The 23,652-nt window shown below is 56.0% G+C and carries 22 protein-coding genes and 1 tRNA gene; 5 read left to right on the top strand and 18 right to left on the bottom strand.

The window, feature by feature from the left end; translation table 11 throughout:
* Window positions 1–2 precede the first annotated feature (2 nt).
* The 7 genes from GFR01_RS11490 to GFR01_RS11460 all read right to left on the bottom strand — a co-directional run bounded on the left by GFR01_RS11490 (window position 3) and on the right by GFR01_RS11460 (window position 6,927).
* Window positions 3–368, bottom strand: coding sequence for an SUF system Fe-S cluster assembly protein (locus GFR01_RS11490; protein WP_063904773.1), 366 nt, complete (start codon window positions 366–368; stop codon window positions 3–5).
* Window positions 365–1,576, bottom strand: a complete 1,212-nt coding sequence (locus GFR01_RS11485) for a cysteine desulfurase (RefSeq protein WP_099182582.1) — start codon at window positions 1,574–1,576, stop codon at window positions 365–367. Before GFR01_RS11485 ends, GFR01_RS11490 begins: the two co-directional genes overlap by 4 nt.
* Window positions 1,573–2,766 (bottom strand): Fe-S cluster assembly protein SufD, encoded by a 1,194-nt coding sequence (sufD, locus tag GFR01_RS11480; protein WP_099182581.1) that lies wholly within the window; start codon window positions 2,764–2,766, stop codon window positions 1,573–1,575. The genes GFR01_RS11485 and sufD overlap by 4 nt, the downstream gene beginning before the upstream one ends.
* Window positions 2,763–3,533, bottom strand: a complete 771-nt coding sequence (gene sufC, locus GFR01_RS11475; protein ID WP_062018733.1) for a Fe-S cluster assembly ATPase SufC — start codon at window positions 3,531–3,533, stop codon at window positions 2,763–2,765. The genes sufD and sufC overlap by 4 nt, the downstream gene beginning before the upstream one ends.
* Window positions 3,534–3,536: 3 nt before the next feature.
* Window positions 3,537–5,024 carry a Fe-S cluster assembly protein SufB gene (sufB, locus tag GFR01_RS11470; protein WP_062018734.1) on the bottom strand — a complete coding sequence of 496 codons (1,488 nt, stop codon included), beginning with the start codon at window positions 5,022–5,024 and terminating at the stop codon, window positions 3,537–3,539.
* Between the two features lie 12 nt (window positions 5,025–5,036).
* Window positions 5,037–5,519: an SUF system Fe-S cluster assembly regulator gene (locus GFR01_RS11465; RefSeq protein ID WP_099182580.1), complete on the bottom strand. Its 483-nt coding sequence runs from the start codon at window positions 5,517–5,519 to the stop codon at window positions 5,037–5,039.
* Between the two features lie 118 nt (window positions 5,520–5,637).
* Entirely contained in the window at window positions 5,638–6,927 is a 1,290-nt protein-coding gene (locus GFR01_RS11460) for a DUF445 domain-containing protein (protein ID WP_099182579.1), read from the bottom strand.
* Between the two features lie 125 nt (window positions 6,928–7,052).
* Here GFR01_RS11460 and GFR01_RS11455 point away from each other — a divergent pair, with 125 nt between their 5' ends.
* Together GFR01_RS11455 and GFR01_RS11450 are read left to right on the top strand one after the other, a co-directional pair.
* Window positions 7,053–9,818, top strand: a complete 2,766-nt coding sequence (locus tag GFR01_RS11455; protein WP_244902276.1) for a phosphoenolpyruvate carboxylase — start codon at window positions 7,053–7,055, stop codon at window positions 9,816–9,818.
* Between the two features lie 86 nt (window positions 9,819–9,904).
* Window positions 9,905–11,494 carry a S10 family peptidase gene (locus GFR01_RS11450; protein WP_099182577.1) on the top strand — a complete coding sequence of 530 codons (1,590 nt, stop codon included), beginning with the start codon at window positions 9,905–9,907 and terminating at the stop codon, window positions 11,492–11,494.
* A 53-nt stretch (window positions 11,495–11,547) separates the two neighbouring features.
* On the opposite strand, the gene GFR01_RS11445 is transcribed toward GFR01_RS11450, so the two are convergent.
* From GFR01_RS11445 to GFR01_RS11430, 4 genes are all read right to left on the bottom strand, one after another.
* Window positions 11,548–11,910 (bottom strand): VOC family protein, encoded by a 363-nt coding sequence (locus tag GFR01_RS11445; RefSeq protein WP_099182576.1) that lies wholly within the window; start codon window positions 11,908–11,910, stop codon window positions 11,548–11,550.
* A 102-nt stretch (window positions 11,911–12,012) separates the two neighbouring features.
* Window positions 12,013–14,115, bottom strand: a complete 2,103-nt coding sequence (gene fusA / locus GFR01_RS11440) for an elongation factor G (protein ID WP_015073873.1) — start codon at window positions 14,113–14,115, stop codon at window positions 12,013–12,015.
* Window positions 14,116–14,281: 166 nt separating this feature from the next.
* A complete protein-coding gene (gene rpmB, locus GFR01_RS11435; protein ID WP_007282133.1) occupies window positions 14,282–14,584 on the bottom strand; it encodes a 50S ribosomal protein L28 in 303 nt (100 codons plus the stop codon).
* Window positions 14,585–14,679: 95 nt separating this feature from the next.
* Complete coding sequence (locus GFR01_RS11430; RefSeq protein ID WP_099182575.1) at window positions 14,680–16,482, bottom strand: ABCB family ABC transporter ATP-binding protein/permease; 1,803 nt, start codon at window positions 16,480–16,482, stop codon at window positions 14,680–14,682.
* On the opposite strand from GFR01_RS11430, the gene GFR01_RS11425 reads away from it, so the two are divergent.
* The 3 genes from GFR01_RS11425 to GFR01_RS11415 all read left to right on the top strand — a co-directional run bounded on the left by GFR01_RS11425 (window position 16,481) and on the right by GFR01_RS11415 (window position 19,021).
* A complete protein-coding gene (locus tag GFR01_RS11425) occupies window positions 16,481–17,389 on the top strand; it encodes an NUDIX hydrolase (protein WP_099182574.1) in 909 nt (302 codons plus the stop codon). The two genes, GFR01_RS11430 and GFR01_RS11425, sit on opposite strands and share 2 nt — an antisense overlap.
* Complete coding sequence (locus tag GFR01_RS11420) at window positions 17,386–17,817, top strand: DUF3574 domain-containing protein (protein ID WP_063904784.1); 432 nt, start codon at window positions 17,386–17,388, stop codon at window positions 17,815–17,817. Before GFR01_RS11425 ends, GFR01_RS11420 begins: the two co-directional genes overlap by 4 nt.
* Window positions 17,818–17,911: 94 nt before the next feature.
* Window positions 17,912–19,021, top strand: coding sequence for an AI-2E family transporter (locus GFR01_RS11415; RefSeq protein ID WP_063904785.1), 1,110 nt, complete (start codon window positions 17,912–17,914; stop codon window positions 19,019–19,021).
* A gap of 41 nt (window positions 19,022–19,062) precedes the next feature.
* Here GFR01_RS11415 and GFR01_RS11410 read toward each other — a convergent pair.
* The 7 genes from GFR01_RS11410 to GFR01_RS11380 all read right to left on the bottom strand — a co-directional run bounded on the left by GFR01_RS11410 (window position 19,063) and on the right by GFR01_RS11380 (window position 23,567).
* Window positions 19,063–19,139 (bottom strand) — tRNA-Pro (locus GFR01_RS11410).
* 59 nt (window positions 19,140–19,198) lie between these two features.
* Window positions 19,199–20,095, bottom strand: coding sequence for a MerR family transcriptional regulator (locus tag GFR01_RS15840; RefSeq protein ID WP_244902275.1), 897 nt, complete (start codon window positions 20,093–20,095; stop codon window positions 19,199–19,201).
* The gene (locus tag GFR01_RS11400; RefSeq protein WP_063904787.1) at window positions 20,088–20,411 is read right to left on the bottom strand and encodes an integration host factor subunit alpha; all 324 of its coding nucleotides are present in this window, start codon (window positions 20,409–20,411) and stop codon (window positions 20,088–20,090) included. Before GFR01_RS11400 ends, GFR01_RS15840 begins: the two co-directional genes overlap by 8 nt.
* A gap of 71 nt (window positions 20,412–20,482) precedes the next feature.
* Window positions 20,483–21,451: a beta-ketoacyl-ACP synthase III gene (locus GFR01_RS11395; RefSeq protein WP_099182573.1), complete on the bottom strand. Its 969-nt coding sequence runs from the start codon at window positions 21,449–21,451 to the stop codon at window positions 20,483–20,485.
* A 5-nt stretch (window positions 21,452–21,456) separates the two neighbouring features.
* Window positions 21,457–22,566 carry a phosphate acyltransferase PlsX gene (plsX, locus tag GFR01_RS11390; protein ID WP_063904789.1) on the bottom strand — a complete coding sequence of 370 codons (1,110 nt, stop codon included), beginning with the start codon at window positions 22,564–22,566 and terminating at the stop codon, window positions 21,457–21,459.
* A 63-nt stretch (window positions 22,567–22,629) separates the two neighbouring features.
* On the bottom strand, window positions 22,630–22,833 hold the full coding sequence (rpmF, locus tag GFR01_RS11385) for a 50S ribosomal protein L32 (RefSeq protein WP_010503912.1): 204 nt from the start codon (window positions 22,831–22,833) through the stop codon (window positions 22,630–22,632).
* 152 nt (window positions 22,834–22,985) lie between these two features.
* On the bottom strand, window positions 22,986–23,567 hold the full coding sequence (locus GFR01_RS11380) for a DUF177 domain-containing protein (RefSeq protein WP_099182572.1): 582 nt from the start codon (window positions 23,565–23,567) through the stop codon (window positions 22,986–22,988).
* Window positions 23,568–23,652 lie beyond the last annotated feature (85 nt).

Genomic DNA, 23,652 nt, shown 5'->3' with positions numbered 1-23,652 from the left:
GATCAGAACATATTGAGCGCAAGGCGCGCATCATCACTCATGCGACTCATATCCCAAGGCGGATCCCAGACGATTTCCACCGTGGCCATTGTCACATTTGGAACCTTCAGAATGGCATCCCGCACCATTTCCGGCAGTTCCTGAGCACTTGGACAGTTAGGTGCCGTCAGCGTCATTTCCACGTTGACCCGGCCGTCATCATGCAGATCGATGGCGTAGATCAGGCCCAGTTCGTAAATATTGACCGGGATTTCGGGATCATAGACCGTGGCAATTGCCGCAATAACAGCATCCTGGTCCGGAGGTGTTCCGTCAGGTGCAGGTACGGCCGTTTCTTCAACTGGATTTTCGGTCATGGCTTCACTCATGTGAGCATCATCCGGGCCCGTTCAAGGCCTGTGATCAGAACGTCAATCTCGTCCTGCGTTGTGTAGATGCCAAAACTGGCACGAGCCGTAGCATGCAGACCAAGCCGACGGATCAGCGGTTCCGCGCAGTGCTGTCCAGCCCGGATGGCAATTCCCAGTTGGTCCAGCAGAGTCGCCAGATCATGAGGATGCGCTCCATCGAGGGTGAACGATAGGACACCGCCACGCACATCCGGAGATCCAAGGACCGTAAGCCCCTGCACCTCACCAAGCCGTTGTTCCGCGTAAGCGGTCAGTTCGGTTTCATGGGTGGAAATGGCGTCATAACCAATATCTTCCACAAACTCGATCGCCGCTTTGAGGCCGATCGTTTCGAGAATGGCAGGGGTCCCAGCTTCGAACTTATGGGGCACCGTTGCCCAGGTCGCACGCTCGAAAGAGACATTCTGGATCATTTCTCCACCGCCCAGAAAAGGCGGCATCACATCCAGAAGCTCTTTTTTGCCCCAGAGCACACCAATGCCAGTGGGTCCGTAGAGCTTGTGACCCGTGAAGGTAAAGAAATCGGCCCCTATGTCCTGAACATCGATTTTGCGATGCACTACGGACTGCGACCCATCAAACAGAATACGTGCTCCATGGGCATGAGCAATTTCTGCCAACTTCTTCGCCGGCGTGACTGTTCCAAGCACATTGGACATATGCGTGATGGAAACAAGAGCGACATTGCCGTCTTCAAGAAGCGCTTCATACGCTTCAGGATCCAGGTCGCCATTCTCCGCCATGGGAGCGACACGCAGTTCGATCCCTGCGCGGTCCTTCAGCATCAACCATGGAACAATATTGGCATGGTGCTCAAGTTCAGAAATCAGGACAGCCTGTCCGGGCTTGAGAAGCGAACCTAGGCTATGCGCCACCAGATTGATGGCTTCAGTACTGTTTCGTGTGAAAACGACTTCATGCCGGTCGGGCGCATTCAGAAGTCGCGCTACAGCATCCCGCGTGCTTTCGTAGGCTTCCGTCGTGCGCTCGCTCATCCAGTGCAGCCCGCGGTGGATATTGGCGTACTGGTGATATGCAGCCTCACGCATCGCTTCAATCACACGTTCGGGCTTCTGGGCCGACGCAGCACTATCGAGAAAGACTAGCGGGCGTCCATGTACCCGCTCGGACAGGATCGGAAACTGGGAACGCACCTCCGGGGTCATGCCCGAATGCTCCCCTGAAGCAGAGCACGCAGGGTCTCGTCGGTCACCAGATCCAGTGCATCCAGCAAAAAGGCCCGGACAAGAATGTCCCGCGCTTCGGCTTCAGGAATACCGCGGGACCGCAGATAAAAAAGCTGCTCGTCGTCCAGCGCCCCCACGGTCGCCCCGTGGCTGCACTTTACATCGTCCGCATAGATTTCCAGCTCAGGCTTGCTGTTGATCTGCGCTTTTTCAGACAGAAGAAGGGCCTGATTCATCTGGTAGCCATCAGTCTTCTGGGCAATGCGATCTACGAGGATCTTGCCCTGGAACACGCCCTGCCCGTTTTCGGACAGCACAGTCTTAACGGTCTGACGCGAACCACAATCTGGCGCGGCATGATGGATCATGGACGTCAGATCATTCAGGCGACTGCCATCGACAATCTGTATCCCGTTGACATGGACCTGTGCATGGGCAGCTGTCAGCGTCGCCACGACTTCATGACGGGCCAGTTCACTACCGTTGTTCAGGGTGAAGCTATCATAATTGCCGTTGGCATCGACAGAAGCCGCGACAATGGCGAGATGCCCTGCTGTCAGGCTTTCCTGTTGCAGCTTCACATGCGTCAGACGCGCGCTCTTGCCGACGACAATGTCAAAGCGTGGATTGGTGACATAACGCCCCTCTCCCGCATTAACGTCAAACAACGTCAGAGACGCACCTTCTTCAAGTACGATCTGATGACGCAGATGCGTGGAGATGTTCTCGCCAGCTGTCAGAGACACCAGTGTCAGCAGGCCAGCGTCTGTTCCCGCAGGTACGCGAACAGACAGACCATCCTGCATAAGCGCTGCATTGAGCACTGCCGAGAAGCGATCTTCAAACGGCTCCGCTGTTTCTACTGCGGACTGAGAAATACTGTCCGACAGGCTGCTGAGCGCTTCGACCTTCCGACCATTGGCGAAAACCACATGACTTCCGGCCTCCGGCAAAGGAAGACCGGCAAGTAATGTCTGCGCGTGCGCATCCGAAAGCGCCGGAGATTCAGCCCAGACGGTATCCGCAAACGCACGAAGCGGCGTATAACGCCACTCCTCCACACGGCGCGTCGGAATACCCATGGCAGAGAGCGCAGTTCCGTGCCCTGCGGAACGTGCGACAAAAGCCTCTAGCCCTAACGAGGCCTGAACTGTTGTCGCTATGCTCACGCTGCTGCCTCGAGGAACTGCGTATAACCCTGCTTCTCAAGCGTCTTCGCTACTTCCGGGCCGCCGCTATAAATGATCTTGCCCTTGGCCATCACATGCACACGGTCTGGCACGATATAGTCGAGCAGACGCTGATGATGGGTAATGACCAGAGCGGAGAAATCCGGGCCACGCAGCGAGTTTACGCCATCCGCAACAATACGCAGCGCATCAATGTCCAGCCCACTATCCGTCTCGTCAAGAATGGCGAAAGACGGCTGCAACAGGCGCATCTGAAGCACTTCATTGCGCTTCTTTTCACCACCCGAGAAGCCCACATTGACAGCACGCTTCAGCATCTCGTCCGACATGGAAAGGCGCTTTGTCTCTGCACGAACGGCCTTGAGGAAAGCAACTGCGTCCAGCTCGTCTTCACCACGCGCCCGGCGGACGGCATTGACAGCTGTGCGCAGGAAATTCGCGTTGTTCACGCCCGGAAGCTCGACTGGGGACTGGAATGCCAGAAACATGCCCAGCGCCGCACGCTCTTCAGGCTCAAGCGCCAGCAGGTCTTCGCCCTTAAAGGTCGCGCTACCGCCCGTCACTTCGTAGTCTTCACGGCCGGACAGCACATAAGACAACGTGGACTTGCCAGAGCCGTTTGGGCCCATGATGGCGTGGATTTCACCCTTGGGAATCTCGAGATCGATCCCCTTGAGGATTTCCTTCGGGGTACCATCGGCATCAATGCGGGCCTCAAGACCCTGGATTTTCAGAAAATCACTCATGTCTTAACCCACACTTCCTTCGAGGCTGATCTGCAACAGCTTCTGAGCCTCGACCGCGAACTCCATCGGCAGCTCCTTGAGCACCTCGCGGCAAAATCCATTGACGATCAGACCAACAGCGTCTTCTTCAGACAATCCACGGGAGCGGCAATAGAAAAGCTGGTCTTCGGAAATCTTTGACGTTGTTGCTTCATGCTCGATACGAGCCGTCATATTCCGGCTTTCAATGTAAGGCACGGTATGTGCGCCACACTGGTCGCCGATCAGAAGGCTGTCGCACTGCGTGAAGTTGCGCGCGTTGCGAGCCTTTGGCTGCATGCGAACAAGACCGCGATACGTGCTATCCGACTTGCCGGCTGAAATAGTCTTGGCGATGATCGTCGAACGCGTATTGGGCGCCAGATGGATCATCTTCGTACCCGTATCGGCCTGCTGATGATTATTGGTCACAGCTACGGAGTAGAACTCGCCAACCGATCCTTCACCAGCCAGAACGCAGGACGGATATTTCCACGTGATGGAAGACCCTGTCTCAACCTGCGTCCAGGAAATCTTGGAGCGTGCGCCACGGCAGGCACCGCGCTTCGTCACGAAGTTATAGATACCGCCCCGACCTTCATCATCCCCCGGATACCAGTTCTGAACCGTGGAATACTTGATGGAGGCGTCGTCCATCGCAATCAGTTCGACAACGGCCGCATGAAGCTGGTTCTCATCACGTTGAGGAGCGGTGCAGCCTTCAAGATAGGACACGCTGGCACGCTCTTCGACGATGATCAGCGTCCTCTCGAACTGCCCTGTATTACGCGCATTGATGCGGAAATACGTGGACAGTTCCATCGGGCAGCGCACGCCTTTGGGCACATACACGAAAGATCCGTCCGTAAAGACAGCGGAGTTCAGCGCGGCGAAAAAGTTATCACCGGCGGGAACGACTGAACCAAGGTACTGCTTGACCAGATCCGAATGCTCGCGAATGGCCTCGGAAATCGGGCAGAAGATAACTCCTGCTTCTTCCAGAGTTTTACGGAACGTGGTCGCCACGGATACGCTGTCAAACACTGCATCAACTGCAACCGGCATACGCTTCTGCTCGTCCGCACCCTCGACACCAGCCAGGAGAGCCTGCTCGTGGAGGGGAATTCCGAGTTTCGCGTAGGTTTTCAGAAGCTCTGGATCGACTTCATCCAGGCTCTTCGGACCAGGCTTCTTTTTCGGTTGAGCGAAATAATGGGCATCCTGATAGTCGATCGGCGGATGGCTGACCTTGGCCCATTCCGGCTCCTTCATTTCCAGCCACATCCGGAACGCCTTCAGACGCCATTCCAGCATCCACTCAGGCTCTTCCTTGCGCGCAGAAATGAGGCGAACTGTCTCTTCATTCAGGCCTTTGGGAGCGATATCCATCTCGATATCGGTCTCGAAGCCCCACTCGTAGCTGGACTTCGCGAGCTTTTCGACTGTCTCGCGGGTCTCCGTCACGGCTGGCATCGTCTCGTGTCCTCAGTTCACCGGATCCGCTACGGGCATAGCCGCGGCGCCGGTCGTGTCGAGAGAAGGCTCCCTGGAAACCTTCCCGCTATGCAGAGCGGAATGCTTGTCCATATCCGCAAGAGTTATGCTGTTGAGCGTTCGTAGAATGGCGTCATTCACCATGTCCCACTGGCCTGAAAGACCGCACAGGGAACTGTGCTCGCATTCACGCCCATCGCAGCAGGCTGTAATCGAAATCGGACCATCAACAACAGCAATGACTGTGGCGATCGTGATCTCTTCAAGCGGCCGGGACAAACGGTATCCGCCGCGAGCTCCACGATGGGAAATGACGAGCCCGCTTGAGGCCAGTCCTTTCAGAAGCTTCGCAACGGTGGGCTCCGGGACGCCAGTCTCTCCGGCCAGAGCGGCGGCTGTTGCCAGACCCTCATGCTGCCCAAGATGGACCAGGAGGACGGTGGCATAATCAGCCAGTTTGGAGAGCCTCAGCATAGCTTGCACACTCACATTGCATTCATTCAAGACTTAGGAAGTCCTGATTAGGTTCCAGATGACCCATGCTGTCACAAAGGTCAAGAAGTTTGTGATGTCCCGAAAAGGTATAAGCCTGTCAGACACCGAAAAACAGGCGGGAAATCACATCAAGGCCAGCCCCCGCCAGAAAGCCAACAACCGTTCCGTTGACTCGGATATAAGCAAGGTCACGTCCCACGCGCGCTTCCAAGCGCTGTGCGAGGTCGTCACCATCCCAACCCGCCATAACATTGGCTATGAACCCGGCTAGTTTGTCCCGGACGCCGGGAAGCAGCCTCGACACCATCCGCTCCACGGCCTGATTGATGCGCTCTCGCAGCGCATCGTTTTCCCGCATGGAACTCGCCAGACCCAGAATGGCTGTATCAAGTACCGATGCGCTCCAGCCATCTTCCTTTGCGCAGTCCTCTTCCGCCATGCGACGGACCCGGTCCCAGAGCTCCCCACTCCAGGCCTTGAGACTCGAATGGGTCAGGACTGAGCCGATAGCCTGCGTCATATCCTGTCGACGCTCGGGATCAGTTTCCATTCGGTCAATTTCTGCCCGCACCCATGCGGTAAAACCGTGCCGAATATCCGAATCCATAGGATCGATGCGTTCGATTTCCGCCTGCAGGGCTGTCAGCACACGATTGGAAACAGATCCCCCAATGGCCCATCCGAGGAAGCGCCCCCCCTGCTCCCGGACGCGCTCTTCAACAAACTGCCGAAGGTCCCCCTCTTTTGCCGCTACCGTCATCTTGAGCTTGGCCAGCAGGAACGACAGGACCTCCTGGTGCATTTCGCTGTCCACCATGGCTCGCATTGCCCGTGAGACCAGCGGGGCCATTTCCTCGCCATTCAGCAAAATAGGCAACGCCCGAGATAAAGCAGAGCTTGCCCGGCCGTCTTCAAGCCGATCGAAAAGACTGGGAATACTTGCTCGAAGAGTAGCAACCAGCGTGAGGCGGGTGGAAGACTCGCTGAGAGCGTCAGCGATAAGGCCTGGAAGATCAATTTTCGAAAGAGCACGATGAACGTCGGCTTCGGTGAAAAACTGACCGGAGACAAATTTTCCGAGCGCCTGCCCCAGCCGAACTTTCTGACGCGGCAGAATGGCCGTATGCGGAATGGGAAGACCCAGTGGATGCCGGAAAAGGGCCGTGACGGCAAACCAGTCCGCCAGTCCACCGACAACGCCAGCTTTCGAGCCTGCCCGAAGAATATTGAGAACCCAGCTCTCATCATGAACATGATGCGCGGCGAGATAGGTTGTGCCTGTTGCGAGAGCCCCCATGCCGATCAGCAGAGCGCCAGCGAGCTTCGTGGGCGATGCGGCCCGTTGTGAACTGGCCTGACTGACATCTTTCTTCATATCCGGATGCATGTCGGCCTCGATAGCATCATCCGTGAGCCCTGTCGCGCCCGCAACAAGGTTGCGCTTACAGGCCGGGCATGGAACATAACTTGCCCGTTTTCAATTTACCTTCCGCAGAAGCGAGACTGCTCCCGATGTCTGACTGCGCCTCCCGGCACGACACATCCCTTTCCGCACGCATCGACACCCTGACCACACACCTCATTAAAGAGCGTAATGGTCTGGGTGATCTGATTGCCTCTATTGGTGAGGATCTGTCTGTCGGCAACGGCGAAAAAATCGAGGAGCTGGAACACACGGTCCGGGCATTGCGAGATGAACATTTCATCCAGCGTGCCGCCCATCTGCGGCAGTATGTTGGTCTTGGAGACGCTGATCCGGCCACCCGTCTGCAACAGGTTGCCAGCCGGCTTGTAGAGCAGGCAGCATCCCCGGAAGAACTTTCAAAAGCCGCGATCGCTGCTGTTTTCACTGCCCATCCCACGTTTGCTCTGGCCGATCACGTTTATGCCCTTCTGGCAGAGCGGGCTTCGGACCCGGAACTTCCACTACCCTGCCTGACAACGCACCGCCGCGCTGCCCCCCCCACACTGGCCCACGAACAGTCTCTTGCATTGGCTGCGATCCTGCGTGGCCGGGATGCGCTTGATGATCTCAGTGCTTCGCTGATCGAAAAGATGACCTCGCGATGGGCCAATGAAGCCGATCATGTCGACCCCGCTCCGGTCATTCTGGCAAGCTGGGTCGGCTTCGACACGGATGGGCGCAACGATATCGGGTGGTGGGACACGATCCGCATCCGACTGGAACTCAAACTCGCGCAACTGGAACGACTTGAGGCAGGTCTTGCTGGTCTTAGCCTTCAGGACTCGGCTCTTGCAATGCGCGTTCGTCGGGCCATGGAGGCAGTTAAAACACAGCATGCCGCCTGCCCTTCCGGGAAGAATGCCGCACCTGAAGCTATCCGTGATTTTGCCCAGACCCTGATTGCACATCGCGAGAAGGCGCTGCTCGAGGCACAGGAGCTTCTGCCTCTTTTCCGGGATGCCGCCATCGACCTCGACGCTTCAGCAACATTGAAGCTCCGCACGATCCGTGCAGGCTTCATAAGCCATGGGCTGGGCATTGCGCATATCCATACACGTCTCAACGCCGCACAGATCTATAATGTCGCCCGGACGCGTCTTGGCCTAACGGATGACCCGGCCCTCCCATCACGACGCCGCGTGCTTCTGTCGCGTATCAATGATGCACTCGATGACCTGACCCCACGTCACGTGGATTTCGGTTCGCTCCTTGTGGAGCCCGCTTCTGCTGCCCGTCTGATGATGACGATGGCGCAGATCCTCAAGCATATTGATTCTGGCTCCCCAATCCGCTTCCTGATCGCCGAAACGGAAAGTGGTTACACCCTTCTCGCGACGCTTTGGCTCGCGCGCCTGTTTGGGATTCAGGATCATCAGATCGAAATTTCTCCGCTTTTCGAGACAGAAAGTGCGCTGGAAAACGGCGAGACAATTCTTGAAGAGGCGTTCCGCTCTCCGCACTGGCGGAACTATCTGCGCGCCAACGGTCGCCTTTCCTTGCAATTCGGCTATTCGGATTCCGGTCGTTATGTCGGGCAGCTTGCGGCAACCAACCTTGTCGAACGCCTGCGTATGCGCACGCTGGACCTTCTCAAGGAACATGACCTTGAAGATGTTTCCCTCACGCTTTTCGATACGCACGGGGAGAGCATTGGCCGTGGCGCACATCCGTTCAGCCTGCGTCAGCGTCTCGACTACTTCTCGCCTGCCCGCACACGGATTGCTTTCCGCAATGCAGGCGTGGGATGCCGCGTAGAAACGGCTTTTCAGGGCGGAGACGGTTACACGCTTTTCGGTACGAACAGCATTGCGTCCTCTACCATTGCGACGCTTGCTGAGCATGTCGCTCATGTTCCCGCCAGCGTAAATGATCCGGTCTATGACCGCCCCGATTTTGCCGCCGACTTCTTTTCCACGATTGCGCTCGATATGGGCACGCTCGTCAACGATCCAGGCTATGCGGCTCTTCTGAGCGCTTTCGGACCGTCCCTCATCGACAAGACAGGCTCGCGTCCCTCAGCCCGTCAGTCTGACGCCGCAACCGTGACGCGGATCACTCATCCAAGCCAGCTTCGCGCCATTCCAAATAACGCTATTCTTCAGCAGCTTGGCTGGTGGGCGAATGTCCTGCACGGACTGGGCAATGCAGCACAACGTCATCCGGAAACTTTCGAGCATTTCGTGAATAGCTCGTCCCGTTTCCGCGAGGCCATGGATTTTGCGCGACAGGCTCTCGCACATTCGGATCTGGAAGTTCTCCGCGCAACCGTGCGCCAACTTGATCCGGGAACATGGCTTGACCGTGCCTCAACTGCGCAGGACGAAGAAGAGCGTCAGAACTATCTGACCATCTCCCATGGCCTTGAGGTCCTGCAATTCTGGACAAGCGCGCCAGCGATGTTCCGCCGCATTCAGACGGATCACATCGCTTTGCGGGCAGCTTGGCCGGAAGCCCCACAGATGGAACCGCGCGAGAAGCTTCTGCACGCTATCCGCTTTGCCCTGATTGACCGGTTGTGGATTCTTTCCACGCGCATTCCGTATTTCGGGCCACGCAACAACCTGACGCGAGACTCCATCACGAACCTCATCCTGTGCCTTGATATTCCGCGATCGCTAGATCTTCTGGATGATCTGTTTCCAGTGTCTGCCCTCAGCGTCGCCAATCTTGATTTTGGTGAACCGGGCGGCGCTGGTGAGGAAAGTGGCTTTGCGCGCGAGCATCGCGAGATTTTCCAGCCGCTGGAACGCTGTTTCAATCTGCTAAGGGAAATTGGCATTGCCGTCATGCACGCCAACCGTGCCTTCGGCTAGAAACGAAACATTATAACAACGTCTTGTCCGCAAGGCAGCTATGCGTTTAGAGAAGGGCAACACAATCAGCAGAAAGCCCTTTCTGAATGCTTCGCAAGGCTCTTCTTCTAGGCGTTGCCATAATGGCAACGCCCGCTTTTGCCGCCGAGACGGCCAAGGACACACCTGCCCCGAATGCTGATAGCGTCACGCGCGCTACGGTTGTCGTTGATGGCATGACCATCCCTTATCAGGCTGTCGCCGGAACCATTCTGGTTCATGGTGCAGGCTATAATGATTCGAATGAAATCCTGACTAAGCGCGGGCTCAAGATTGAAACTGGAAAAGACGATGAGGATAAGAATCCTCCAGTCGCTTCCATGTTCTACACAGCCTATTTCAAGGAGGGGGTACCCTCCGCCAAACGGCCGATTACTTTCCTCTATAATGGTGGCCCCGGCTCAGCGTCTGTCTGGGTCCATATGGGCACGTTCGGGCCACGCCGTGTGAATACGCCAGGCGACCAGCATCTTCCTGCCGCGCCTTACGCTCTGATCAACAATCCGCAGTCCCTTCTTGATGTCTCGGATGTGGTGTTTGTCGATGCACCCGGAACAGGCTTTTCCCGTATCGCAGGCAAGGATGCTGCCAAGGAATTCCTGGGCGTCGATGGCGACGGTGAAGCCTTCACGCATTTCATTTCCAAATTTCTGGCGAAGTATCACCGTTATAACTCACCGAAATACCTGTTCGGTGAAAGCTATGGCACGATGCGCTCGGCAGTCGTCATCAATGACCTTGAGCAGGAAGAAAACATCGACTTCAACGGTGTCATTCTTCTTTCCCAGATCCTGAACTACGACAACAGCGCTGATGGTCCGCAGTTCAATCCGGGCGTTGACGACCCTTACGTTCTGGCACTTCCAACTTATGCCGCCACCGCCTGGTATCACCACTGCCTGCCGCAGCAGCATGCTGATCTGAAGGCCTTCCTGAAGGAAGTCGAGCATTTCGCCGTCACAGACTACACTGTAGCGCTGCGTCAGGGAGCAGACCTGCCTGAGAATGAGCGTCAGGCTATTGCGGAAAAGCTCCATAACTACACGGGTCTGCCGACTGATTACATTTTGCGGTCAGACCTTCGCGTGAATGGCGGCCAGTTCGAACAGCAGCTTCAGGCGAAGACAGGCATGGCGACGGGTCGTCTCGACACGCGCTATTCCAGTCCGACGCTTGATCCAATGTCCAAGGAAGTGGATTACGACCCTCAGTCCAGTGCGATCAGTTCTGCCTATGTGTCGGTCTTCAATGACTATGTTCGTAACACACTCAAGTATGGCACGGACGAGACCTATCGCCTGTTCAACCCTGAAGATCACTGGGACAACAAGCACACTCAGCCAGGTCATGGCTACCAGCCGAAAGGTGTCCCAAATGTCATGAGCGATCTCGCCATGGCTATCAAGACGAACCCCAATCTGCATGTCATGCTGAACGGTGGCTACTACGATCTCGCAACGCCTTATTATGAGGGCATTTACGAGATGAAGCACCTACCGATGCCTCTGAGCCTTCAGAAGAACATCGAGTACGCTCAGTATTCTTCGGGGCACATGGTTTACGTAGATCCAACAGCCCTTCAGCAACTGCACGATAATGTGGCAGCCTTTATCCGCCGCACTGATAACCTGCACTAATTAATGTGTCTGTGACGGGAGATGAAAAATTCTCCCGTCACAGACACAGCCTTTTACTCGGGCGAGGACTTCGGCCACCCGATCCGGATCAACACACTGTCCGGACCATTGACCGCAAATTCATACATTCCCCACGGCTTTAGAGACGGCGCACTGTTTCCAATGATCCGAGCGCTGAAAACCTGCGCGAGACGATCTACATCTGGCCTGCGAAAATACAGGCAAAATGGATTGCGGCTAGCATCGACCCATCCAGGCACAGCCTGAGTCAAATGCAGTTCGCCACCATCGGGGGCAACCAGGATCCTATAAGCCGGCGCCTTATCTCCCAACCGTTGAAAATCCAGCAAAGCAAAAAATTTCTCTGCCTCTTCCATGTGATTTACAGGAAGAACAGAAATGACTGACTGAGACATGTTCTGGCACTCACAAGGCAGAGATCGGAACCGAACGATATTTAATAAAAAAACCCGCCAGATTGCTCTGACGGGTTTTTTCTTTCACCGGAGTGAAAAAGATCAGGCGGACTTCGCCATGATCTCTTCGGCCACATTGCGCGGCACCGGATCGTAGTGATGGAACTGCATGGTGAAGGATGCACGACCCTTCGTTGCAGAACGCAGATGGGAAATGTAGCCGAACATTTCCTTCAGCGGCACCTGAGCACGGATCATCACGGTCGAACCAGAAGTTTCCTGGCTCTGGATGATGCCACGACGACGGTTAAGATCGCCCACGACGTCACCGACATGATCGTTCGGCGTCGTGATTTCCACGTCCATGATCGGCTCAAGGATCACGGGACCGGCGTTCTTCATGCCTTCACGGAAGCAGGCCTTGGCAGCGATTTCGAAGGCCAGAGCCGACGAGTCAACGTCATGGTACTTACCGTCGAGCAGCGTGAACTGGAAGTCGACCGTCGGGAAGCCAGCCAGAACACCCGTGGTGCTCTGCATCCGGATGCCCTTTTCGACTGCCGGAATGTATTCCTTCGGAACCGTACCGCCGACGATTTTGTTCGTGAAGATGATCTCATCCGGCTTGTCGGAAGGAGCGAATTCGATCTTGACTTCAGCGTACTGACCCGAACCACCAGACTGCTTCTTGTGGGTATAGGTCTCGACATGCGGCTTCGTGATCGTCTCACGATAAGCAACCTGCGGTGCACCGATGTTGGCATCGACGCCGTATTCACGACGCAGACGGTCAACAATGATGTCCAGGTGAAGCTCACCCATGCCCGACAGAATGGTCTGACCCGTTTCCTGATCTGTCTTCAGGTGCAGGGACGGATCTTCAGCTGTCAGCTTCTGCAGCGCCAGCGTCATTTTTTCGACGGCGTCCTTGGTCTTCGGCTCGACGGAGATGTCGATAACCGGAACCGGGAACTGCATACGCTCCAGAACCACCGGATCAGCGGCATCTGCCAGCGTGTCACCCGTGACCGTGTCCTTCAGGCCGACGAACGCAGCAATGTCACCCGCACCAACGGACTTCACTTCCTGACGCTTGTCAGCATGCATCTGGAACATGCGGCCAACGCGTTCCTTATGACCCTTCGTCGTGTTCAGGATCGTATCACCAGCGTTCAGAACGCCACGGTAAACGCGGACGAAGGTCAGCGTGCCGTACTTGTCGGAGATGATCTTGAACGCAAGGCCAGCGAACTTGCCGTCCGGATCAACCGGAACGATCGGCAGGAAGTTCTCGTCGACCTCTTCACCTTCCGGCGGAGCGATACGGATGCCTTCGACTTCATCCGGAGCCGGCAGGTAGTCGATGACGGCATCGAGCAGAGGCTGAACGCCCTTGTTCTTGAACGCCGTACCGCACATGACAGGACGGAATTCGCCAGAGATCGCACCCTTCTTGATGCACTTCTTCAGGGTTGCAACGTCAACGTCGCCCTTCTCGAAGTACTCTTCCATGGCGTCGTTATCCATGGCGAGTGCCGTGTCCAGAAGCGTCTGACGAGCTTCCTCAGCCTTTTCCTTCAGGTCAGCCGGGATCTCTTCGTAGTGGAACTTGGCGCCGAGTTCGCCGCCTTCCCACACGATAGCGCGCATTTCAACCAGGTCGACAACGCCAACGAAGTTTTCTTCGGCACCGATCGGTAGCTGCAGCGGAACAGCAACGATGTCCAGCTTCTCCTTCAGCGTGCTGAAGGCGTAGTAGAAGTCTGCACCCGTACGGTCGAGCTTGTTGATAAAGATGATGCGCGGGACGTTGTAGCGGTCTGCAAGACGCCAGTTGGTCTCGGACTGCGGCTGCACGCCTGCAACACCTTCAATCACGAAGATGGCGCCATCGAGCACGCGGAGCGAACGGTTCACTTCAATGTTGAAGTCAATGTGGCCCGGGGTGTCGATGATGTTGATGCGGTGGTCGTTCCACTCACACGTCACGGCAGCGGACGTGATGGTGATGCCGCGCTCACGCTCCTGCGCCATGTAATCGGTGGTGGTGTTGCCGTCGTGGACTTCACCGATCTTATGAGAGACACCCGTGTAGTACAGGATGCGCTCGGTCGTGGTGGTCTTACCGGCGTCAATATGCGCGGTAATACCGATATTGCGGATCTTCGAGAGAGCCGATTTGGCTTCCTGAACGCTTTCGGACACGGAGAACCTCCAAAAAACAATAAAAGGTGTTTCAGCCTGGACTGAAACACCTCCGCTGCGGCTCGTTAAAGCCGAACCTGATTTGTCCCAGTGGCGGCTGAATGACCCAGACCGCCATGGTTTTCAAGAGTAATCTTTATGAACCAGCCAGAGCCGGAAAGATTTCTCAGGCGGTCTGTGCAGCCTTGCGTTCCTGAACGCGCAGGATACGACGCTTGATGACCTGGGCTTCTTCAGGAAGCTTGCGGTTAGGCGTTCCCAGCAGGAACGAATCCAGCCCACCATTGTGCTCGATCGTACGGATACCGTTGGTGGACAGGCGCATGCGCACTGACGAACCAAGAATATCGGAGATCATCGTGGTCTCCTGCAGATTCGGGAGAAAACGACGGCGGGACTTGTTATTGGCGTGGCTGACGTTATTGCCCGTCAGCACGCCCTTGCCCGTGACCTGGCAACGGCGAGACATGGTAGCACTTTCCTCGATGCTGGATGACGCAGGACAGCGAGGCCCGGCGTGTTCCGTAAATCAGGCGCGGCTTATGGCGAACGATAGGGCTTTCGTCAAGCCCTCATGACCGTTTCGCCCGCCTGAACCGACCACATTCGGGCATAATAACCGTTTTTGCGGAGCAATTCAAAATGAGTACCGCGTTCAACGATCCGTCCGGCATCAAGAACAACGATCTGATCCGCGTCCTGAATCGTTGAAAGGCGATGCGCCACGATCACGGTCGTCCGTGACTGTGCCAATTCGCGCAACTCCTGCTGAATAGCGGCTTCCGTCCACGTATCGAGTGCGCTGGTCGCCTCGTCCAGCAACAGAATTCGTGGATCTTTGAGCAGGACACGGGCTATCGCCACACGCTGTTTTTCGCCGCCAGACAGTTTCAGTCCGCGCTCACCAACAATCGTTTCATATTTTTCTGGCAGTTCATTGATGAAGTCATGAATCTGCGCTTTTCGAGCTGCCTGATGAACCGCTTCTTCCAGAGTCAAGGGATCGCCGTAAGCGATATTCTCTCCAACACCTGCATTAAACAGAACCGTGTCCTGCGGAACCGTGCCGATGACGCGCTGAAGATCTTCCACAGCGACATCCCGCAGATCATGACCATCAATCCTGATCGCGCCTGATGTCGGATCATAGGCCCGTGTCAGAAGCCGCCCCATGGTCGATTTGCCTGACCCGGTATGCCCAACAATGGCCAGAGATGTGCCCGCTGGGATCTCCAGAGAGATATCATGAAGAATCTGGCGAGCTGGATCGTAGCTGAAGCAGACATGATCGAATGTAATCCTTGCCGCCCCACCGTCGGCCAGTCTCACGGGAAGATGGACGGGCTTGGGTGCCTCTACGATTTCCGAATGCGTCCCTAGAAGCTCAAGATAGTTTTCGAGATCGACCCGGGCATTGCGCCATCCGGCGCTCACATAATTCAGTGCTCCGACAGAACTATATAAACCACGTAGATAACTGCCGATCAGAACGAACTGAGCAACACCAATCCGGTGCAGCACAATATCATGAGCCGCCAACCCCAGAAGAGCCGTCGTTGCACCGGCAATCAAGAGGCTACGTGCCATCTGGGAAAAGCCGACCAGTCTTTTCAGCCTGATTTCCGCGTTTTTGAGAGCTTGTCTGAAGCGGTCATACCGCAGGATTTCCTGGTGACTATTAGCAAAACTGCGGACAGTCTCGAAATTCAGCATACTGTCGACAAGCTGATACTGCGCCTGACTGTTGGCTGTATTCCGTGCCCGCCGCGCTGTCATACGCATTCGCGTGAAGACGTAGGACACAGCCGCATAAACACCAATGCCGACGACAACAATCGCGACATATCGCCAGTCAAACACACGCAGAATGACGAAAAGCGTCATTGCCAGCTCAATGGTATTGGGCAGCACGTTGAAGAGAACGAGACTGAGCAATGTTCCAACAGCGTCGGAGCCACGATCAAGAGTTCTCGTGAGCGCTCCGGTCTGGCGATCCAGATGAAATCGCACGCTCATGGCATGGAGATGCTCAAGCCCGACCAGCGCCACCCGACGCTGAAGGTCGGCCTCAAGGGGGGCAATCAGCATTTCGCGCAATGGAGTGGAAATGCCGGCAACGACACGAATGACCGTGTATTGCGCGATCAGCCAGACAGGAATCGCGAGAAGTGCCTGATGCTCCGAAAGGGCAGCCACCATGCGACTGAAGACCCAGGGGGTTGCGACAGTCGTTCCACTTTCAACAAGGAGGAGAACCAGCGCCACACCGACCCAAAAGAATGTGCGAGCAGGGTTTTCTGGGCGGATTTTCTGCCAGAGCTGCCCCAGAGGCAACATTTCCGGGGTCGAATCGTATTTCTTTGACATGCCGGACTATGAGAAAGACAGCCTTCGCTTTGCAATCTCTCCTGCGCATGCGAAACTTTCGATCGTGTTCGATAAATCCATATCCCCGTCCCTTTCTCGTTTTCTTCGCCATATCGAGGCCTGCAATAGCGCCCGTTTGCCAGGAAACAGGCTTCCGTTTTTCTGCGCCCAGAAGCAGATTGGATGGATCTCTCCTGAAATCGCAGATCGGATGGAAGCATCTGGTCTGAAAGATCAGACTGGCTTTGGAGTTGCCTCGGGACAGGAGCTTTTTCCCCTTTCCCAGAGATTGGCGGCACAGGGCGTTTATGCTTCCCACGACGAACCGTTTGATGTCAGGAATGATCTTGACGTTGTCGTTGGTCAAGTGGATCGGGGCGCCATTCCGGTTCTGGGCGTTGCGGCCGAAGGCGTGCATCTGAATGGTCTGGTTGAAGATCCTTCTGGTCCGTTGCTGTGGATTGCCCGCAGGAGCATGACCAAGCGACTGGACCCGGGGAAGCTGGATCATCTTGTGGCTGGTGGCATGAGTGCAGGCCTGGACCCGCGGACAACAGTCATCAAGGAAGCCAAGGAAGAGGCTGGGATCCCTGAAATCCTCGCACTCCGTGCCCAGGCAGTCAGCCGCCTTCAATACGCCATGGAACGGCCTGAGGGGCTTAGACGAGATGTTCTGCACTGCTATGATCTGATGCTGCCTCAGGATTTCACTCCCGTTGCGGAAGACGGCGAAGTCGAGAGCTTCCATCTGCTTCCGCTGACGGAAGTTTTTGCCCGCGTTCGGGACACGGATGATTTCAAGTTCAACGTCAATCTTGTTCTGATTGACCTTTTCATCAGACGTGGACTTTTCACGTCCGATGAGAGCCTCATTCTTCAAAATGCTCTGACACGAAAAACATCATGAAAAATTTTGGACTTGCCGCCCTTTTGCTCACACTTCCTCTTCTGGGAGGATGTGTTGTGCCCGTGAGCGTTACGCCTGATCTCTGTCGCGAAATGCGCGCGCAGGATACTTTGCAGATCCGGATGATGTTCGGGCAGACCCGCCCAGGCGGACTACCGATCACAGATAACGAATGGCAGGATTTCGTGACGAAGGAGATCACGCCACGTTTTCCGAGCGGTTTGACCGTTTTCAATGCTGACGGTCAGTGGATGAACACGGTCACGCATATTGTTGGCCGAGAACCCTCCCGTATTCTCTGGGTCGTTGCCCCGGCTGACAAGAACCTGCAACACAATATTCGTGCAATTCAGGCCGCTTACCGGCAACAATTCTCCCAACAGGCCGTTGGGCTCACCATTCAATCCGGATGCTCTCTGTTCAACTGACAGCCATAGCGTTTTCCGGAGCCTGCAGGTCGGATTTATCTGACGCAGGTAGCCATCGCTATCTTTTCTGCAGGCCTCCATTTTCAGGATCCCCATGATCGACCAGCTCCCTCCTCGCTCTCCTGAAGTCATCCCGGTAGAAGCGTCTGATTCCACCGGAACCATCCAGCGGCGGGCTCGCGGATTTCTGGCTCTCTTTTTTGTCGCTATCGGTCTCTACACGCTCAAGAGTTTTCTGCCAGCTCTGCTATGGGGGTGTGTTTTCGCCATCTCGCTTTGGCCGCTCTACCAGCGCGCCGAGCGACGTTTTGGCCGGAGCGACTGGCTTCCTATGGTCTTCACTCTCGTCGTGGCACTGATTTTCCTCGTGCCGGTCTCCCTCGTGGGTGTGAAGCTTGCTGACGAAATCAGAAGTGCCCTCGAATGGATTGATGACGTCCGCAACAATGGTATCCCGATGCCAGAATGGGTGCCGCACCTTCCCTTCATTGCGTCCCAGGCAACGACCTGGTGGCAGAACCACATGACAAGCCCTCAGCGCCTGTCCCACTTGCTGCATTCCGTTGATGTTGGTCACGGCATGCAGATGACCAAACAGGTCGGCTCGCAGGTTGCCCGCCGCGGTACGCTTTTCGCCTTCTCTTTGCTGACGCTCTTTTTCCTGCTGAAAGATGGCGACTATGTTATCCGCAAAGGCCTGGTGGGTTCCCATCGTCTATTTGGGGCGCAAGGAGAAAGTCTGGCCAAGCAGATGATTTCTTCCGTCCATGGAACGCTTGCGGGACTGGTTCTGGTGGGACTGGGCGAAGGCGCCATTATGGGCATAGCCTACATGCTGACAGGCGCACCACAGCCGCTCCTTTTTGCCATGCTGACAGCCGTGGCAGCGATGATCCCTTTTCTGGCGTGGCCTACCGTGGGGCTCGTTGCCCTGTTGCTCCTCGCGAAGAGCAGCATGATTGGGGCAATTGTTGTCATGGCTTTAGGGTCAGTCGTGATCTTCGTAGCCGATCACTTTGTTCGCCCGGTTCTAATTGGTGGCAGCACCAAGATGCCTTTCCTATGGGTTCTGCTTGGCATCCTTGGAGGAGCAGAAACCTGGGGGCTGCTGGGTCTATTCCTTGGGCCAGCAATCATGGCCGCACTTCACCTGCTGTGGACGCTCTGGACAGAAGAGCGCACAGACGGGAAAAAGGCCTCTTAGGCCTTTTAAGAAACTAACTTTTTTGGAAATTACCGCAGGACTGGTCGGGCAGGCGGGATTCGAACCCACGACCCCCAGTCCCCCAGACTGGTGCGCTACCAGGCTGCGCTACTGCCCGTTTGTCCTGCGGTGGCGGTGGTTTAGCAGCGTAACGCCGTCACCGCAAGAGCATCTGATTCAGACTGGGAGAAGATTTCTCAGAAGCTGAAGTTCTTCGAGAATTTCCCTAAGCTCGGCGCGCAGAAATTCGTTCTCGGCATCAAGATGTTTTACTGATGCACAGAGATGCTGATTCGCGTCCTGAAGCGCCAGTACCTCTTCCGTATCACGAATTGAAAATGGCTCGGCTTCGGCTTCGGCTTCGGCTTCGGCTTCGGCTTCGGCTTCGGCTTCGGCTTCGGCTTCGGCTTCGGCTTCGGCTTCGGCTTCGGCTTCGGCTTCGGCAGGCGTAATTCCTGTCAGGCACTCGTCAAGCACATGAGATGCTTTTTCTTCTTCCGGAGACATATCCGGTTCCGATGCATTCAAATCTTGATTCTCTTCATGACGGGACATCGCCATAACTTCAGCCATGACGGGATCAGAGACATGAAGACTGTCCGAAGGAGCCTCAGGAAAGGCGATATCATCAACGGATGAAACTGGAGTAGCCGAAATTTCTTCCGTAACCGTCAAGACGGGCACATCTTCCACAACAGGAGAATGCTCAATCGGGGCCGATACCGTCTCTGGCGAAACAGCCTGATGTTCAGCTGCTTTTCTTGCTTTGCGCTCGCGGAGAACACGCAGAACGCCCTGCCCCTTGTAACCCTGAACGTAAAGAAGATCGGAGATCAGCCGAAGTGTTTCGACATGCTCCGGATTATAGTACCGCCGACCGCTTTCCCCGCGGAAAGGCTTTACACCGGGATAGATCGTTTCCCATGACCGCAGACGGTGCTGCGGAATATGGAGTTCTTCTGCAACTTCGCTAATGGTGCGGTACGCATCCGGACCTTTTTTTGCCTTGGAAGGATTCAGGTTTTCCTGATCCTGCTCAACAGCATTGACTGAAGTCGACAAATTTTCAGTCATCCGCGCCGTCCACTCCATGAGCCGCGTCAACGATACCGTTCATCCGGTCCCGGAGAATTTGGGACGGTCGGAAGACCAATACGGCCCTGGGAAGAATGGGGACCTCTACGCCGGTTTTGGGATTTCTCCCGATACGCTCCCCTTTCTGGCGAACAGAGAACGTCCCGAAGCCACTCAGCTTCACGGATTCTCCGGCCTCAAGCGTTCCGGAGATTTTCTCCAGTACACTTTCCAGAATCATGGAGGAATCGTGCCGGGACAGCCCAACACGGCTATAGATGTGCTCGACAAGATTCGCGCGCGTGACTGTACTCATGACACATGCGTATCATGACGTTCAGAACAGTCAAAGGAATCAATCGTTAACCTTGAAAGACCAGAACGCGCTCACATGCGAACGAGCGCGGATCCCCAGGTCAGTCCGCCGCCCAGAGCTTCCATCAGAACGAGATCGCCCTTCTGGATACGCCCGTCACGGACAGCCTCGTTAAGGGCGAGCGGAATGGACGCAGCCGACGTATTAGCGTGACGATCTACCGTTACCACGACCCGGTCTGACGGGAGGGCCAGCTTCTTGGCCATACCATCAATGATACGCAGATTGGCCTGATGCGGGACGAGCCACTGAATATCCTGACCCGTCAGGTTATTGGCTTCCAACGCTTCGTCAACAGCTTGTGAAAGCTTGACGACCGCATGGCGGAACACTTCCCGCCCCAGCATCTTGAGATGCTGTGTCGTTCCAGCGCAGCCTACTGCACCGTCCACATACAGAATATCGCCAGACCGACCATCGGAATGAAGATGGGTTGAGAGCACGCCCTCACCGTCTTCGGCTCCAGCCTCCAGAAGCACAGCACCAGCACCATCTCCAAAGAGTACGCAGGTTGTGCGGTCATTCCAGTCCAACAGGCGCGAGAACACCTCACTGCCAATCACCAGAACCTTCTTCGCCAGTCCAGACTGGATGAACGAATTGGCAGATGCGAGCGCATACACGAACCCGGAGCAGGCAGCACTAATATCAAAGCCAAAGCCCCTGGTGATGCCAAGGAGAGCCTGAACCTGCGTTGCGACAGCCGGGAATACCTGATCAGGTGTCGAAGTCGCCACCAGAATGGCGTCAACGTCATCAGCGTTCACGCCAGCCTGTTCAAGAGCCTGACGGGCTGCCTCTGCGGCCATGGACGCAGTCGTTTCGTCACCTGAAACAATATGCCGCTGAGTGATGCCGGTACGCGTCCGGATCCATTCGTCGGATGTATCGATCTTTTGAGCAAGATCGTCATTGGTGACAACCGTACGTGGCAGATAGCCACCCACGCCTGTCAGGCGGGCACGAATAGGACCGGACATTGTTTTCAGCTCACAGGTTCTGGAGCGACCATGCTGGCAGAAACCGGAGCCGGGTCGGCTCCAAGCATGCCAAGCTGATCCAGACGGGCACGGATCTTGTCGTTCAGGTTATGGGTGACAGCATCCATTGCGACATCAATGGCTGACGCAAAGCCCTCGCCATCCGCGCCACCATGGGATTTTACAACAATGCCGTTCAACCCGACAAACACGGCACCGTTGTAACGCCGCGGATCAATCCACTCACGCATACGCTCCAGCCCGGGACGAACCAGAAGATATCCGATGCGCGTCAGAAGATTGGTCTGGAACACGTTCTTCAGCAGACCGAAAGCGAGCTTGAGAGCCCCCTCGCCAGTCTTCAGAGCAACGTTTCCGGTAAAACCATCAGTCACAACCACATCGGTCGTGCCCGCTGTGATGTCATGCCCTTCCACGAAGCCATGGAACTGCTCTGCCAGAACACTTTCACGCAGACGTTCAGCGGCCTGACGCAGACGCTCGTCGCCTTTCAGATCCTCGGAGCCAACATTGAGAAGGCCGATCGTGGGCTTTGGAAGACCGAGTGCAGCCTGCGCAAAAGCTTCACCCATAACCGCGAATTCAACCAGATTGCGGGCATCGCAAGCGATGTTTGCCCCCAGATCCAGCATCACGGTATCGCCGCGCGACGATGGCTGCACAGCCACCATCGCGGGTCTGGAGATGCCGGGAAGAGCTTTCACGATAATTTTAGCGAGGGCCAGCATGGCACCACTGTTACCAGCGGAGACCACCCCGAGTGCGTCACCAGACGCAACGGCTTCCATTGCAAGACGCATGGATGAGCCGCGGACGCGCAAGGCCGCAGTCGGCTTCATTTCCATGGAAATGCTAGCAGAGGCGTGACGAATGTCACAGATACGGGCAGCTTTTGGATATCGTGCCAGAGCCGGCTTCAGAACCGCCTCATCTCCGATCAGGAGCACTCTGGCTGTCGGATGCCGGTCTGCGGCCAGCTCAAGGCCGGCGAGAACGATATCCGGTGCCCTGTCTCCTCCCATTGCGTCGACGGCGAGGGCATAGGGCCTTGTGGCCGCGACGTCACGATCAGACGTGACAGGCGCTTTAGACATTAAGACAGTTTCCCGGACAGCATCGCAGATGCGGGCACGCCTTTAGGGTGCCCGCAGAAGAGATCAGGCGCGGACGGCCGTCTTCAGGCTCTTGCCTGCTGCAACAACTTCACGACCATCGTAGTGGCCGCAATGGCTGCAGACGTGGTGCGGGCGCTTCAGCTCACCGCAGTTCGCGCATTCAGCATGTGCTTCAGCCTGCAGGGCATGGTGGCTGCGACGCATACCGGCACGGGACGGCGTGGTCTTTCTTTTGGGGACGGCCATGGCTTTTATGCCTCTTTCTGCTTCTGTGTCGGCACCCTCTCCGCTCCCAGCGGCATGCGGTGCCCCGTTATTCGTCGTCTCGTATTTACGCCGAGTTCAGGCGGGCGGCTCTAGCAGAGCAAACGCGAACCCGCAAGCCAAAGCTGGGGATTTTATTCTTTTTTATCCCCGTTCTTCAGGGTCGCCAGCGCCGCAAACGGGTTTGGACGACGCTCTGACTCTGGCAGGTCATCGGAATGACCGACCTCTTCTTCCCCTTCTGCGGGGGTAACGTCAACAGCATTTTCCAGACCAGCGCCCGGCTTGCGCGGATAGGGATCCAGCATCAGGGCCAGCTGCTCAGCCGCAGCCTCTCCGATATCAAGCCCCCGACCATCATGCGGAACCTCGTCCGGACCTTCGAGATCAATGGAATCGATGTCGAATTCATCTTCCGGCATTTCCGCTTCAGGGATGAAGCGCAGAATGAATGTCTCTGCGAGGACGTCATCAAATTTTTCTGCGGTAATGACGCAGAGCTGTGTCACCCTTGCTGAAAGACGCCCTTCGGCAAGAATGTGCTTCTTGTTTTCAGGCGTGAGAAGGAAGCGGCATTCCAGATGATGGATGGCAGGAATACCGAAACGCCGAGCCAGAGCCTCACGCTCCTGCTCCGTTGCCGTAATCGTTTCTTCCAGACCCGATCCCAGCCGGCTCATGGGAATGCGGCGGGAAAATTCGGGAGTATTGGACATTTGAGCACTCCACCCCCGGTCATAATGGGGGAAATCGTTGACAGGCGGGTTCCGTTTAAGGCACGCGCTGGGTTGAGCGGTTCTC

Origin of the sequence: Gluconobacter frateurii (assembly GCF_002723955.1) — a bacterium.
GTDB classification, from domain to species: Bacteria; Pseudomonadota; Alphaproteobacteria; order Acetobacterales; family Acetobacteraceae; genus Gluconobacter; species Gluconobacter frateurii.
The sequence above is the reverse complement of the archived record's forward strand: the minus strand, read 5'-3'. Positions and strand labels throughout refer to the sequence as shown.